The 14,177-nt window shown below is 73.3% G+C and carries 12 protein-coding genes; 8 read left to right on the top strand and 4 right to left on the bottom strand.

Annotated elements, in window-relative coordinates:
* Positions 1 to 97 precede the first annotated feature (97 nt).
* The 6 genes from AB0K28_RS30850 to AB0K28_RS30825 are packed head-to-tail and all read left to right on the top strand — an operon-like array spanning position 98 to position 6,400.
* Positions 98 to 2,866 carry a Na+/H+ antiporter subunit A gene (locus tag AB0K28_RS30850; protein ID WP_364376994.1) on the top strand — a complete coding sequence of 923 codons (2,769 nt, stop codon included), beginning with the start codon at positions 98 to 100 and terminating at the stop codon, positions 2,864 to 2,866.
* Complete coding sequence (locus tag AB0K28_RS30845; RefSeq protein ID WP_345402721.1) at positions 2,863 to 3,675, top strand: Na(+)/H(+) antiporter subunit C; 813 nt, start codon at positions 2,863 to 2,865, stop codon at positions 3,673 to 3,675. The genes AB0K28_RS30850 and AB0K28_RS30845 overlap by 4 nt, the downstream gene beginning before the upstream one ends.
* A gap of 17 nt (positions 3,676 to 3,692) precedes the next feature.
* Positions 3,693 to 5,261 (top strand): Na+/H+ antiporter subunit D, encoded by a 1,569-nt coding sequence (locus AB0K28_RS30840; protein WP_364376992.1) that lies wholly within the window; start codon positions 3,693 to 3,695, stop codon positions 5,259 to 5,261.
* 22 nt (positions 5,262 to 5,283) lie between these two features.
* Positions 5,284 to 5,817 (top strand): Na+/H+ antiporter subunit E, encoded by a 534-nt coding sequence (locus tag AB0K28_RS30835; protein WP_345402718.1) that lies wholly within the window; start codon positions 5,284 to 5,286, stop codon positions 5,815 to 5,817.
* Positions 5,814 to 6,086 (top strand): monovalent cation/H+ antiporter complex subunit F, encoded by a 273-nt coding sequence (locus AB0K28_RS30830; protein WP_345402715.1) that lies wholly within the window; start codon positions 5,814 to 5,816, stop codon positions 6,084 to 6,086. The genes AB0K28_RS30835 and AB0K28_RS30830 overlap by 4 nt, the downstream gene beginning before the upstream one ends.
* Complete coding sequence (locus AB0K28_RS30825) at positions 6,083 to 6,400, top strand: monovalent cation/H(+) antiporter subunit G (RefSeq protein ID WP_345402712.1); 318 nt, start codon at positions 6,083 to 6,085, stop codon at positions 6,398 to 6,400. Before AB0K28_RS30830 ends, AB0K28_RS30825 begins: the two co-directional genes overlap by 4 nt.
* On the opposite strand, the gene AB0K28_RS30820 is transcribed toward AB0K28_RS30825, so the two are convergent.
* From AB0K28_RS30820 to AB0K28_RS30805, 4 genes are read right to left on the bottom strand one after another with little or no spacing between them, the layout of a single operon-like run.
* Entirely contained in the window at positions 6,358 to 6,882 is a 525-nt protein-coding gene (locus AB0K28_RS30820; RefSeq protein WP_345402709.1) for a DUF6328 family protein, read from the bottom strand. The two genes, AB0K28_RS30825 and AB0K28_RS30820, sit on opposite strands and share 43 nt — an antisense overlap.
* Positions 6,883 to 6,933: 51 nt before the next feature.
* A complete protein-coding gene (locus AB0K28_RS30815) occupies positions 6,934 to 8,967 on the bottom strand; it encodes a xanthine dehydrogenase family protein molybdopterin-binding subunit (protein WP_364376989.1) in 2,034 nt (677 codons plus the stop codon).
* On the bottom strand, positions 8,964 to 9,932 hold the full coding sequence (locus AB0K28_RS30810; protein ID WP_364376987.1) for a xanthine dehydrogenase family protein subunit M: 969 nt from the start codon (positions 9,930 to 9,932) through the stop codon (positions 8,964 to 8,966). The genes AB0K28_RS30815 and AB0K28_RS30810 overlap by 4 nt, the downstream gene beginning before the upstream one ends.
* Positions 9,929 to 10,417: a 2Fe-2S iron-sulfur cluster-binding protein gene (locus AB0K28_RS30805; RefSeq protein WP_345402697.1), complete on the bottom strand. Its 489-nt coding sequence runs from the start codon at positions 10,415 to 10,417 to the stop codon at positions 9,929 to 9,931. Before AB0K28_RS30805 ends, AB0K28_RS30810 begins: the two co-directional genes overlap by 4 nt.
* Before the next feature lie 116 nt (positions 10,418 to 10,533).
* Between AB0K28_RS30805 and AB0K28_RS30800 the strand changes: the two genes are divergently transcribed.
* Positions 10,534 to 11,850: an acetate/propionate family kinase gene (locus AB0K28_RS30800; protein ID WP_364376985.1), complete on the top strand. Its 1,317-nt coding sequence runs from the start codon at positions 10,534 to 10,536 to the stop codon at positions 11,848 to 11,850.
* Positions 11,851 to 11,885: 35 nt separating this feature from the next.
* Positions 11,886 to 14,018, top strand: a complete 2,133-nt coding sequence (locus tag AB0K28_RS30795) for an ATP-dependent RecD-like DNA helicase (RefSeq protein WP_364376983.1) — start codon at positions 11,886 to 11,888, stop codon at positions 14,016 to 14,018.
* Positions 14,019 to 14,177: the final 159 nt, after the last annotated feature.

The raw sequence follows: 14,177 nt of genomic DNA, 5'->3' as shown, positions 1-14,177 counted from the left end.
GTGACGTTCGGGTCAACCCTGGCCGTGCCTGCGCGCTGGCGCGGCCACCGTGGGAGAGATTGGCGGACGTAGCCGGAAATTCCCGCCCGAGGAGCCCATGGAGTCGCTGCTGATCCTGCACGCGGTCGCGGCGGCCTGCGCTCCCTGGCTGGTGACCCGCCTGGGCCGGGCCTCCTACTTCGCCGTGCTGGCGGTGCCGCCGGCGGCCGGGCTGGCGTACACGGGATGGCTGGCGCTGCGCGGGCTGCCCGCGCGGGAGAGCAGGCCGTGGGTGCAGGTCCTGGGGCTGGAGCTGTCGTTCCGCGCCGACCCGCTGGCGGTGCTGATGATGGCGCTGGTCACCGGGGTCGGCGTGCTGGTGCTGGGGTACAGCGCCCGCTACTTCTCGGCGGCCGACGAGGGGCTCGGCCGCTACGGCGGGGTGATGGTGGCCTTCGCCGGCTCGATGCTGGGCCTGGTCGCGACCGACGACCTGCTCCTGCTGTACGTGTTCTGGGAGCTGACGACGGTCTTCTCCTACCTGCTCATCGGCCACGACCCGGCCAGCCGCCCGAGCAGGCAGGCGGCGATGAAGGCGCTGTCGGTGACGACGTTCGGCGGCCTGGCGATGCTGGCCGGGTTCGTGCTGGTGGGGCAGGCGGCGGGCACGTACCAGATCTCGGAGATCGTCGCCCGCCCTCCTGACGTCGCGCCGGTGGCGCTGGTGCTGGTGCTGGTGGGGGCGCTGTCGAAGTCGGCGATCTTCCCGTTCAGCACGTGGCTGCCGGCCGCGATGGCGGCGCCGACTCCGGTCTCGGCGTACCTGCACGCCGCGGCGATGGTGAAGGCGGGGGTGTACCTGCTGGCCCGGCTGGGCCCGGCGTTCGGCGACGTGGCGTTGTGGCGGTCGGTGGCGGTGCCGCTGGGCGTGGTGACGATGCTGCTGGGCGGCTGGCGGGCGCTGCGGGAGACGGACCTGAAGCGGCTGCTGGCGTACGGGACGGTCAGCCAGCTCGGCCTGATGGTGCTGCTGTTCGGCGCGGGCACGGAGGGCACGGCGGTGGCGGGCGCCGGGATGGTGCTGGCGCACGCGCTGTTCAAGGCCGCCCTGTTCCTCGTGGTGGGCATCGTGGACCACGCGACGGGCACGCGGGACCTGCGCGCGCTGAGCGGGCTCGGCCGGGCGATGCCGTGGACGTGCGGGGCGGCGGTGCTGGCGGGCGCGTCGATGGCGGGGCTGCCGCCGCTGGCGGGATTCGCGGGCAAGGAGGCGGCGCTGGAGTCGCTGCTGGACACGCCGCCCGTGCTGGCGGGGGTGGTGGCGGGCTCGGCGCTGACGGCGGCGTACACGCTGCGCTTCCTGTGGGGGGCGTTCGCCGGCAAGCCGGGCGTCGAGCCGACCCCCGCGCACGCGACGCCGGCGGCGATGGCCGCCCCCGCGGGGCTGCTGGCCGTGCTGGGGCTGGTGTTCGGGCCGCTCGCCCCCTGGTACGAGGGCGCGATGTCCGGCTACACCGGCACGTACGCCGACCCGGGCAGGCACGCCCACCTGGCCCCTTGGAGCGGCCCTTCGCTGCCGCTGCTGCTGTCGGCGTCGGCGCTGGCGGCCGGGCTGGTGCTGTTCCTGGCGCGCGGCCCGATGGCCAGGGCGGGCACGGCGCTGCACGTGATGGACTCCAGCCAGGTCTTCTGGACGGCGATCCGCCGCCTCGACCGGTTCGCGATCCAGTTCACCGGCTTCATCCAGCGCGGCTCGGTCCCCGACTACCTGCTGCTGACGCTGCTGGCGACGGTCGGCGTGGGCCTGTTCTCGATCGTGTACGGCGGCCCGCCGCACCTGGACGTCCCGGTCGTCGGCTGGCAGCGGCCCGAGCAGCCGGTGATCGTGGTGCTGCTGGCGGCGGCGGGCGTGCTGGCCCTGTTCTCCCGCGCGTACATCCTGCTGGCCCTGGTGATCGGCCTGACGGGTTACGGGACGGCGCTGCTGTTCCTGGTGCACGGCTCCCCCGACCTGGCGCTGACCCAGTTCCTCGCCGAGACGCTGAGCCTGGTGGTGTTCGCGCTGGTGCTGCGGCGGCTGCCGGTGGAGCCGGCAGGGGGGCGGCTGCCGATGCCGTTCCGGCTGGGGATGGGACTCGCGGTGGGCGTGGTGGCGACGGGCGCGGGCATGCTGGCGATGGCGGCGCGCGGCACCGAGCCGGTGGGCGCGTCGATGCCGGAGGCGGCGGTGGAGGCGGGGGCGCGCAACGTGGTCAGCGCCATCATCCTCGACGTGCGCGCCTGGGACACGCTGGGCGAGAGCGCGGTGCTCATCGTGCTGACGCTGGGCGTGACCAGCCTGGTGTTCCTGCGGCGCAGGTCGTACGCGATCGAGCGGGTGGAGCACGGGCACCGGCCCGGGGAGCCGACGCACTGGCTGGCCTCGACGCTGCCGCGCGGTCAGCGGGCGCTGGCGTTCGAGGTGGCGGCCAGGCTGACCTTCCACACGGTGCTGGTGCTCTCGGTCTTCCTGCTGTTCGTCGGGCACAGCGGGGTCGGCGGCGGGTTCGCGGGCGGCATCGTGGCGGGGCTCGCGATCACCGTGCGCTATCTGGCGGGCGGCAGGAACGAACTGGCCGCCGCCGTGCCGGTGCACGCGGGCGTGCTGATGGGGCTCGGGCTCACGCTGTCGGCCGGGACCGCGCTGATCGGGCTGCTGTTCGGCCAGGCCGCGCTGGCGATGCTGGCCACGGACGTGAGCGTGCCGCTGGTGGGTCACCTGCACCTGTCCACGGGCCTGCTGTTCGACCTCGGCGTGTACGTCTCCGTCGTCGGCATGGTGCAGGACGTGCTGCGCGCGCTCGGCGCCGAGCTGGACCGCCAGATCGACGCCGGGGAGAACGCGTGAACAGCGTCTCGCTGGTGCCGTTCGCAGCCTGCTGCCTGCTGATCACCACCGGCGTGACGCTGCTGCTGGAGCGGAGCCTGGTGCGGGTGCTGGCGGGCGTCATCGTGCTCGGCAACGGCGTGAACCTGCTGATCGTGACCTCGGGCGGGGACGCGGGCGGCCCGCCGTTCACCGGCACGGCCGGCATGGCGGACCCGCTGCCGCAGGCCATGGTGCTCACCGCGATCGTCATCACCCTGGGCGTGACCGGGTTCCTGCTGGCCCTGGTGCACCGCTCGTGGCAGCTCACCGGTACCGACGAGGTGCAGGACGACACCGAGGACCGGCGGGTGCGGCTGCGCGCGCGGCGTGGCGAGCTGGGCGACGCCGTGCGGACCAGGCGGGACGCGTACCGGAGGCTGATCGTCGAGCAGCGGGCGGAGCTCGCGAACATGGAGGCCGAGCGGGCCGAGCGGGAGCGGCTGGAGGAGGCCGACCTGGAGCGGCGCATCTCCCGGGTGCACACCGAGCTGGAGCAGTGGATGCGGCTGCTGCGCGCGCAGGGCCTGTCGGAGGAGGAGCTGCAGCGCCGCTTCGAGGACGTCGGCCTGCGCGAGGACACCGGCGCGATCAGCAACGCCGAGCGCATCGAGCAGCTGCGCGAGGAGCACGAGCGCCGCAGGCGGATGCAGGAGGCGAGGGAACGGGAGCTGCGCAAGAAGCTCAAGGCCCGCCAGCGGGAGGCGCGCAAGCAGATGCGGGCGGCCATCAGGAGGGAACGCGCCAGGCAGGCCCTGGCGGAGGACCCCGAGCTCGAGGGCGACGACTGAGCCATGGACGGTGAGCGGTGATCGGCGCGAGCGGGCTGGAGAGCCTGGTCTGCGTGCCCGTGCTGCTGCCGCTGCTCGCCGCCGGGGTGAAGCTGGCGATCGGCGGGCGGCTGCGCGGGCTGCAGTCGCTGATCAGCGTCGTCACGCTGGGCGTGTCGCTGGCCGTGTCGGTGGTGCTGATGGTCGCGGCCGACACGCAGGGGCCGCTGGTGACAGAGCTGGGCGGCTGGCCGGCGCCGATCGGCATCACCCTGGTCGCCGACCGGCTGTCCACGCTGGTGCTGGTGGTGTCGTCGGCGGTGACGCTGTGCGTGATGGTGTACTCGGTCGCCAATGCCTACGACGACCAGGAGCACGACGCGCCGATGGCGATCTTCCATCCGGCGTTCCTGGTGATGGTGGCGGGGGTGGCCGACGCGTTCCTGAGCGGCGACCTGTTCAACCTGTTCGTGGCGTTCGAGCTGCTGCTGAGCGGCTCGTACGTGCTGCTGACCTTCGGCGGCACCGAGTTCAGGATCAGGGCGGGGGCGACGTACACGCTGATGGCGCTGGCCTCGTCGATGCTGTTCCTGATCGCGCTGGCCGTCACGTACGGCGCCACCGGCACCCTGTCGCTGGCCCAGCTCGCCGAGCGCTTCGCCACGCTGCCCGAGCAGGTGCAGCTGCTGGTGGAGCTGACCCTGCTGCTGGCCTTCGCGATCAAGGCGGCGATCTTCCCGATGTCGGCGTGGCTGCCCGACTCCTACCCGACGGCGCCCGCCCCGGCCACGGCGGTCTTCGCGGGCCTGCTGACCAAGGTCGGCGTGTACTCGATCATCCGGCTGGAGGCGCTGCTGTTCCCCGTCGGGCCGGTCTCGACGCTGCTGATGTGGGTGGCGCTGGCCACGATGCTGGCCGGGGTGCTGGGCGCGGTGGCGCAGACCGACATGAAGCGGATGCTGTCCTTCACGCTGGTCAGCCACATCGGCTACATGGTGTTCGGGGTGGCGCTGTCGACGGTGGCGGGCCTGGCCGGCGCGGTGTTCTACGTGGTGCACCACATCACCGTGCAGACCAGCCTGTTCCTGGTGGCGGGCATGGTGGAGCGGCGCACCGGCACGACGTCGGTGACCCGGCTGGGCGGGCTCATGCGGGCCACGCCGCTGATCGCGGTGCTGTTCTTCGTGCCCGCCATGAACCTGTCGGGCATTCCGCCCATGTCGGGGTTCCTGGGCAAGCTGATGCTGGTGCAGGCCGGGCTCGCGGCCGGCGGCTGGCTGCCGGTGACGCTGGTCGTGGCCGGGCTGGCGACGAGCCTGCTCACCCTGTACGCGGTGGCCAAGACGTGGGCCAAGGCGTTCTGGCGGACGCCGCGCTCCGAGCAGGTGGGCCGGGTGCTGGAGAGCGAGGAGGCCACCGGCGAGGACCCGACCGTGACCACCACCAGCCTGCCCGCGCCGCTGCCACTGTCGGTGGCGGCGCTGATCGTGCTGGGGCTGTCGTTCACGGTGCTGGCGGGGCCGCTGACGGCGCTGGCCGAGCGGGCGGCGGGCGAGCTGCTGGCGCGCGAGCCGTACGTGTCGGCGGTGCTGGAGCGTCCCCGGTGAGACGCGCCCATGGGAGGTGGCGATGAGGCGGGAGTCGCTGGCGCCCCGGCTGCTGGGCCGGCGGGTGCCGCTGCCGGTGGTGGCCTGGCTGACGCTGGTGTGGGTGGCGTTGTGGGGCGACCTCAGCGTGGGCACCGTGCTGGGCGGGCTGGCGACCGGGCTGGTGGTGACGTGGCTGCTGCCGATGCCGCCCATCAACCGGGCCATCAGGCCGCATCCCGTGCCGCTGGCCAGCTTCCTGCTGTACTTCTCGTTCGACCTGGTGATCTCGACCGTGCGGGTGGTCTATTACGTGCTGCGGCCCGGCGACCCGCCGACACAGTTCATCCGGGTGCCGCTGCGCACGACGTCCGAGCCGATCACCGTGCTGGTCATGGTGGCGATCTCCACCGTGCCGGGCAGCCTGGTCGTCGAGCGCTACCCCGGCGAGCTGCTGCTGCACGTGCTGGGCCGGCCCGGCGACGTCACCGAGCCCGTACGCCGGGACGTGGCGGAACTGGAGTCGCGCATCGTGGCGGCCTTCGGCACGCCCATGGACCAGGAGGAGCTGACGTGAACGCGGTGTACCTGGTGACGCTGGCCCTGCTCGGCTGCGGGGCGGCGGCGACGCTCTACCGGGTGGGCAGGGGCCCGTCGATGCTGGACCGCGCGGTGGCGCTCGACGTGTTCACCTCGCTGTCGATGTGCGGGGCCGGAGCCTACGCGGTCGTCAGGGACGACTACTCCGACCTGCCGATCCTGCTGGTGCTGTCGCTGCTGGGGTTCGTCGGGTCGGTGTCGCTGGCCCGGTTCTTCTCCGGCAAGGAGGAGAGGAGGAGCCGATGAGCGTGCTCGACATGATCGCGTCCGCCTGCCTGCTGCTGGGCGCGGTGCTGGCGCTGTCGGCCGGGATCGGGCTGGTGCGCTTCCGCACCACGCTGCAGCGCATGCATGCCGGCACCAAGCCGCAGGTGCTCGGCGTGCTGCTGGTGCTGCTGGCGATGTGGCTGCACCGGCCGTCGCTGACGTACGCGGGGCCGCTGCTGCTGGTGGCGCTCTCCCAGGTGATCACGGTGTCGGTCGCCGCCTACATGGTGGCGCGGGCGGCCAACGCCCGTCACTCCTCCGACGACGACACCGGGCTGCCCTCGGACGACTGAGCGTGCGAAGAGCCCTCGTCCCCGTCCGAACCCGTGTCCGAGCGGTCGAGTGCCGGCTGCCCGAACCAGGTCCACAGCGCGAGCAGCGCCAGCAGGCCGGCCGCGAGCCACGCCAGCGTCGCGTCGAACAGGTAGTCGATGACGAACATCGTGGACGTGGTCATCGACACCGCCAGCGCGAGCGCGCCCAGGATGCCGTAGACGTTGGAGCGGCGTACCAGCGTCTCCTTGCGGCCCTGGCGGAACAGCACGCGGTGCTGCGCGGGCGGCGCGATGTAGCAGATCGACGCGAAGGCGGCGCTGAGCAGCGCCGCGAAGTAGAGCCAGCGGTCGGCCTGGTCCAGCCGGGAGAAACCCGTGGAGAAGGGCACGGTGAGCAGGAACGCGAACAGCACCTGCACGCCGGTCACCGCCACGCGCGCGCCCTGGAGCAGTTCGACGAAATTGCGGTCCGCACGTTCCTGGTGCGACTCGTTCTTCAAGGGGGCCTCCCGCCACTGGACGAGAGCCTTACTCTGCTCCGCGAAGCGCCGTTAAAACGTGTGCCCCAGCACCTTCGCCGGAGTGATCGGCAGCTCGCGCACGCGGTGGCCGGTCGCGTGGAAGACGGCGTTGCCGACGGCGGCCGCGGTGCCCACGATGCCGATCTCGCCGATGCCCTTGCTGCCCATCGGGTTGAGCGCGTCGTCCTGCTCGTCCAGCCAGACGGCCTCGACGTCGCGGATGTCGGCGCAGACCGGCACGTGGTACTGCGCGAGGTCGCGGTGCAGGAACCCGCCGAACTCCTCGTCGGTCAGCGTCTCCTCCATCAGCGCCATCCCGAGCCCCATCGTCATGCCGCCGATGAACTGCGACCTGGCGAGCTTGGCGTCCAGGATGTGCCCGGCGGCGAAGACGCCGAGCAGCCGGGAGACCCGCACCTCGCCGGTCACCGTGCTCACCCGCACCTCGGCGAACTGGGCGCCGAAGGCGTGCCTGGCGAGCTCGGCCTCCTTCGCGACCTCGTCCGTGGTGTCGGCGCGGCCCTCCTTGCCGTCCTTCACCAGCTCCTCGCAGGCGCGGACGACGGCGGAGCCCCAGGACGCGGTGCCCATGGAGCCGCCCGCGACCGGCCCGTCCGGCAGGTCGCTGTCGCCCAGCTCCACGTGCACCCGCTCGGGCGCGACGTTCAGCGTCGCGGCGGCGATCCTGGTCAGCGCGGTACGCGCGCCTGTGCCGATGTCGGCGGCGCCCACCTGGACGAGCACGTCGCCGCCGTCCAGCACCTTGGCCAGCGCCTTCGACGGCCGCCGCCTGGCCGGGTAGGTGGAGGACGCCACGCCGGTGCCGATCAGCCACTCCCCCTCGCGCCTGACGCCGGGCGCCGGATCGCGCTGCTCCCAGCCGAAGCGGCGGGCGCCCTCGCGCAGGCAGCCCATGAGGTCGCGGGAGCTGAACGGCAGCCCGCTGTACGGCTCGGTCTCGGGCTCGTTGCGCAGCCGCAGCTCGACGGGGTCGATGCCGGCGGCGTAGGCCAGCTCGTCCATGGCGGACTCCAGCGCGTACATGCCGGGGCACTCGCCCGGCGCGCGCATCCACGAGGGCGTGCCGACGTCGAGCCGGACCAGGCGGTGCCTGGTGCGCAGGGCGGGGGTGGCGTACATGACCCTGGCCACGGTGGCGGTCTGCTCGGCGAACTCGCCGATCGTCGAGGTCTGCTCGTACGCCACGTGCTCCAGCGCCGTCAGCCGGCCCTCCCCGTCCGCGCCGAGGCGCAGCCGCTGGATGGTGGGCGTGCGGTAGCCGGTGACGTCGAACATCTGCTGCCTGGTCAGCGCGATCTTGACCGGGCGGCCCACCGCCTTGGCGGCCAGCGCGGCCAGCACCGCCTGCGGCCTGGTCGTGCCCTTCGAGCCGAACCCGCCGCCGACGTGCCTGGCCACCACCCTGACCTGGTCCTTCGGCAGGCCCAGCGTGTGCGCGATCATGTCGCGGCTGGTGGAGCTGCCCTGCGCGGTGTCGTACAGCATGAGCCGGCCGTCCTCGTCCCAGTAGGCCAGCGCCGCGTGCGGCTCCATCGGGTTGTTGTGCATGACGGGCGTCTCGTAGACGACGTCCACGGTGGTCGCGGCCTCGGCCAGCCCGGCCTCGACGTCGCCCAGCTCGGTGTCGGTCGGGTAGTCCGGGTTGACCACGTCGGGCTTGTAGAGCCCTGGGTGGTCCATGCGCAGGATGACGTCGTGGTCGTCGGGGTCGTAGTCCACCCGGACGGCGTCGGCGGCGGCACGGGCGTTGTCGTAGGTGTCGGCGACGACGGCGGCGATGATCTGGCCGCGGTAGGCGATGTCCCTGCTCCTGAACAGGGCCAGCTCGGGGTCGGCGTCCCCGGCGAGGCTCGGCGGGTCCTCACAGGACAGCACGGCGAGCACGCCGGGCAGCTCCAGCGCGGGCGCGGCGTCCACGTGCTTGACGCGGCCCTTGGCGATGCGGGACTGCACGGGGTAGGCGTAGGCGACGCCCTCGGCCGGGTACTCCGCCGCGTACGTGGCCAGTCCCGTGACCTTGACGCGGCCCTCGATGCGGTTCACGGCGCGAGCTCCTCCAGCGTGGCGACGATCAGGTTGCGGGCCAGCGGCACCTTGTACGCGTTGCGCGGCAGCGGCCTGGCCTGCTCCAGCTCCGCCTCGGCGGCCTGGAGGAACGCCTCCCCCGTCGCGGGCCCGCCGATCAGCGCGGCCTCGGCCCGCTCCGCCCGCCATGGCACGTGAGCCACCGAGCCGAGCGCGATGCGGCACCCGGCCACCCTGCCGTCGCGCACGTCGAGCGCGGCGGCGATGGACACCAGCGCGAACGCGAACGACGACCGCTCGCGCACCTTGCGATACATCTGGACGCCCGTGGGCGGCGGCGGCAGCTCGACGGCCGTGATCAGGTCGCCGGGCTCCAGCACGGTGTCCCGCTCCGGCTCGTCGCCCGGCAGCCGGTGCAGGCCGGGCATGGGCACGATGCGGTCGCCTCCCGGCCCCGTGACGTGCACCTCGGCCTCCAGCGCGGCCAGCGCGACCGCCATGTCCGAGGGGTGGGTGGCCACGCACGCGTCGGACGCGCCCAGCACGGCGAGACCCGAGTGGTCACCCGCGATGGCCGGGCAACCCGAGCCCGGCCTGCGCTTGTTGCAGGGCCTGGTGACGTCCTGGAAGTACGGGCAGCGGGTGCGCTGCAGCAGGTTGCCCGCCACGGTGGCGATGTTGCGCACCTGCCCCGACGCGCCCGCCAGCAGCGCCCTGGCCAGCATGGGATAGCGGGTGCGGATCAGCGGGTGCACGGCGAGGTCGGTGTTGCGGACGGTGGCGCCGATGCGGACGCGGTCGCGTATCTGCTCTATCTCGTCCAGCGGCAGCCGGCTGACGTCCACCAGGCGGTCCGGCTCGGCCACGCCCAGGCGCATGAGGTCGACCAGATTGGTGCCGCCGCCGAGGTACATGGTGCCGGGGGCGAAGCCGCGCACGGCCTCCGCCGGGGTGGCGGCGCGGGCGTACTCGAAGGGTTTCACGACGTCACCTCGCGGATGGCGCTGACGATGTTGACGTACGCGCCGCACCGGCACAGGTTGCCGCTCATCCGTTCCCTGATCTCCTCAGGGGTCAGGCCGGGGTCGGTGGCGAGGTCCTCGGTCACGGCGCTCGGGCCCGGCTCGCCCAGCATCCCGGCCGCCGAGCAGAGCTGGCCCGGGGTGCAGTAGCCGCACTGGAAGGCGTCGTGCTCGATGAAGGCCGCCTGCAGCGGGTGCAGCTCGTCGCCGTTCGCCAGGCCCTCGACGGTGGTGATCTCCCTGCCCTCCACCGCGACGGCGAGCGCCAGGCAGGCGTTGGCGCGCCGGCCGTCGATCAGCACCGTGCACGCGCCGCACTGGCCGTGGTCGCAGCCCTTCTTGGCGCCGATGAGGCCGAGGCGTTCGCGGAGCAGGTCGAGCAGCGACAGGCGCGGGTCCACGTGCACCGTGCGCGGCACTCCGTTCACCTGCAGGGTGATGTCCATTTCGCACGACTACCCGAGCGTTGTGAGCGACAACCCCTGCCGGTGGTAAAGCGGCGTCACCCTTTCGTCCTTGGACGTCCGGTTTTGCCGGGGTGGTGGTGGGTAGCCGTGGCGGCATGAGGCGGGCCATGGAAGAGGAGGCGGCGATCCTCACGGTGAACGCCGGCTCATCAAGCCTCCGCCTGGACCTCGTCCAGGGCGGCTGCGTCATCGACAGCAACCACACCGACCTCGCCACAGCCCCGCAAGGCTCGAACTCCGGCTCGGGCTCCGGCGCGGGCTCCGGCTCCGGCTCCGGCTCCGGCTCGGGCTCCGGCGCGGGCTCGGGCTTTCGGCCCGGCGCCGGCCCTGGCGCGGGCTCCCCCTCCTCCCTGAATCGCCCCAGCCCGTCCGGCGGGGAGGGCGAGGGCGGCTGGTCGGGGGCGTCGGCGCTGGAAAGTTTTCTGGGTGGCCACTTCGACCGGGACATCAGGGCCGTGGCGCACCGGCTGGTGCACGGCGGCGACCTCGTCCGCGCGCCCGCCGTCGCCGACGACGAGACCGTGGCCGCGCTGCGCGGCCTGACCGCCCTCGCCCCGCTGCACCTGCCGCCCGCGCTCGACCTCCTGGACGCGGCCCGCGAGCAGCTCCCGGCCGTGCCGCACGTGCTCTGCCCCGACACGGCCTTCCACGCCGGCCTGCCGGACGAGGCCGCCGTCTACGCCCTGCCGCCCGAGTGGCGCGAGAAGCACGGCCTGCGCCGCTACGGCTTCCACGGCCTGTCCTACGCCTGGGCCGCCGACCGGGTGGCCGACCTGCTGGGACGCCCGGTGGCCGAGCTGGAGCTGGTGCTCGCCCACCTGGGCGGCGGCGCGTCGGTGTGCGCGGTCTCCGGCGGGCGCAGCCGGCACACGTCCATGGGGTTCACGCCGCTGGACGGCCTGCCCATGAGCAAGCGGTCGGGCAGCGTGGACCCGGGGATGCTGGTGTGGCTGCTGTCGCAGGGCCACCTGTCGGTCGCGGAGCTGGGTGACGGCCTGCAGCGCCGCTCGGGCCTGCTGGGCCTGTCGGGCGGCCGGTCCGGCGACACGCGGGAGCTGGTGGCGGCCGAGCGTGACGGCGACGCGGCGGCCGGACTGGCGCTGCGCGTGTTCGCCCACCGGGTGGCCGGTGAGATCGCCGCGGCGGCGACCGCGCTGCCGCGGATGGACGCGCTGGTGTTCACCGGGGAGATCGGCTGGAACCAGCCGGAGGTGCGCGAGGCGGTCTGCCGCCGCCTGGGCGTCCTGGGCGTCGAGCCGCCGCCGCTGCGCGAGCGGAGCGACGACGGGCCTGTCAGCGCGTACGGGGCCAAGGTCCCGATCCTCGTGGTCCAGGTACGCGAGGAGCTGCAGCTCGCCCGGGAGTGCCTGAGTACGCTCGACGACCCCCCGACGGACACGGCGGCCGGTTAGCCGGGTTGTCGGTGCCTGGTGGTTGGATCTCCTGTGTGGAGGCCAGCGTCGAGCAGCTCGTCTACGTCCGTGACGACGAATACACCGTCGCGCGCATGAGCGCCGACGGCGAGCCCGACTTCGTGGCCACCGGCCGGGCGCTGGCCGGCGTGCAGCCGGGCGAGACGCTGCGGCTGTTCGGCGAGTGGGGCAGGCACGCCCGCCACGGCCGGCGCTTCGCGGTCAGCGGCTGCGAGCGGGTCACGCCGTCGTCGGTCCGCGCCATCCGCGCCTATCTGGGGTCGGGGCTGATCAGGGGCATCGGGCCGAAGCTGGCGTACGCGATCGTCGACCACTTCGGCGAGGCCACGCTCAAGGTCATCGACGGCGAGCCCGAGCGGCTCACCGAGGTCGTCAACATCGGGCCGCAGCGGCAGGGGCAGATCGTCCAGGCGTGGCAGGAGCAGAAGGCGATCGCCGCGCTCATGGTCACCCTGCAGGGCCTCGGAGTCAGCCCGCTGCTCGCCGCCAAGATCCACCAGGTGTTCGGCAAAGACGCGGAAGAGGTCCTCGCCACCGACCCCTACCAGCTCATCGGCCGGGTCAGGGGCATCGCGTTCCGCATCGCCGACCGCATCGCGCTGCGCGCGGGGGTGCCTGAGCGCAGCCCGCAGCGGGTCAAGGCGGCGCTGCTCGACCGGCTGGAGGCGGCGGGCAGCCGCGACGGCCACTGCTTCGTCCCGGTGCAGGTCCTGGTCAGGGAGGCGGCGCAGCTGATCGAGCAGGACCAGGAACTGGTGCGGCCGATGGTCGACGCGCTGGCGGGCGAGCGGCGGCTGGTCGTCGAGACCCATCCGGAAAGGCCCGACGAGCCGGTCGCCTACCTCAAACACGTGCACAGCCGCGAGGTGGCGCTGACCGCGCAGCTCACCGCGCTCCTGCGGGCCCGCTCCACGCTGCCGCTGCGCTCCTTCGAGGAGGACGCGGGGCTCCACGACGACCAGCGCGCGGCCGTCACCATGGCGCTGACCAGCACCGTCTCGATCATCACCGGCGGGCCGGGGTGCGGCAAGAGCCACACGGTCAAGGCGATCGCCACCGTCGTGCGGGCCGCGGGCGGCACGGTCACGCTCACGGCGCCCACCGGCAAGGCCGCCAAGCGGCTGTCGGAGCTGACCGGGATGCCCGCGATGACCATCCACCGCATGCTCGCCCAGCAGCCCGACCCCGACCCCGAGACGCTGTTCGACGAGCGGCCCTCGCAGGCCGACCTGATCGTGGTCGACGAGGCGTCCATGCTCGACCTGCATCTCGCCACCCGGCTCACCGCCGCCGTGCGGCCGGGCAGCCACCTGCTGCTCATCGGCGACAGCGACCAGCTGCCCAGCATCGGCGCCGGCGACGTCCTCGCCGACCTGCTGCGGGTCACCGCGATCCCGCGCGTCGAGCTGACCCACGTCTTCCGTCAGGCCGGCGGCAGCGGCATCGTCCAGGCCGCCCACCGCATCCGCGCGGGGCGGCTGCCCGCGACGCCGGGCGGCGGCGGGTTCTGGTTCGAGGAGCTCGACGACCCCGCGCAGGCCGCGCGGCGGGTGGCCCACCTGGCGATGGTGGCGATCCCCCGCAAGCAGGGCGTCGATCCCGGTCAGGTGCAGGTGCTGTGCCCGATGCGCAAGGGCGAGACGGGCGCCACCGCGCTCGGCAGGCTCATCCAGGACCAGCTCAACCCGGCCACCGATGACAAGCCCGAGCACTGGTCGGGGTCCACGGTGTTCCGGGTGGGCGACCGGGTCATGCCGATCCGCAACAACTACGACAAGGGTGTCTTCAACGGCGAGACCGGCACGGTGACGGCCGTGGTGCGCGAGGAGCGCGCGGTCGAGATCCGCACCGACGACGGCGAGCAGGTGACGTACGGCTTCGACGAGCTCGACGACCTCACCCACGCCTACGCCATCAGCGTGCACCGCTCGCAGGGCAGCGAATACCCGTTCGTGGTGGCGCCGATCGTGGCCGAGTCGGGCGGCGTCATGCTGCGCCGCAAGCTGCTCTACACGCTGGTGACGCGGGCCAAGGCGTGGGTGGTGCTGGTGGGTCAGCGCGAGGCGCTGGAGCTGGCCGTCCACCGCCTCGGCAGGCGCCGCGACACGGGCCTGGCCAGGCGGCTCACGCTGGCACTCGACGGGTGAGCGAGGCCACCGGGCGGCCGGTGCGCCGCCGCCCGGCGGCGGTGTTACGGTAGTGCGTCGGTACGCCGGAGGTCTGGTCGGCATGGACTGCCGGCCGGACGGTCGGGGGAGGCGTTCACGAATGCGTGGCCGTAGCCGTGCTCGTCACATCGGGGCACG

The organism is Nonomuraea sp. NPDC049504 (assembly GCF_040676845.1).
GTDB lineage: Bacteria > Actinomycetota > Actinomycetes > Streptosporangiales > Streptosporangiaceae > Nonomuraea > Nonomuraea salmonea.
The sequence above is the reverse complement of the archived record's forward strand: the minus strand, read 5'-3'. Positions and strand labels throughout refer to the sequence as shown.

Excerpts from the sequence above, each read along its gene's own strand:
- AB0K28_RS30850 (WP_364376994.1), top strand. The coding sequence starts at position 98 with ATGGAGTCGCTGCTGATCCTGCACGCGGTCGCGGCGGCCTGCGCTCCC.
- AB0K28_RS30835 (WP_345402718.1), top strand. The coding sequence starts at position 5,284 with ATGAGGCGGGAGTCGCTGGCGCCCCGGCTGCTGGGCCGGCGGGTGCCG.
- AB0K28_RS30825 (WP_345402712.1), top strand. The coding sequence starts at position 6,083 with ATGAGCGTGCTCGACATGATCGCGTCCGCCTGCCTGCTGCTGGGCGCG.
- AB0K28_RS30805 (WP_345402697.1), bottom strand. The coding sequence starts at position 10,417 with ATGGACATCACCCTGCAGGTGAACGGAGTGCCGCGCACGGTGCACGTG.
- AB0K28_RS30800 (WP_364376985.1), top strand. The coding sequence starts at position 10,534 with ATGAGGCGGGCCATGGAAGAGGAGGCGGCGATCCTCACGGTGAACGCC.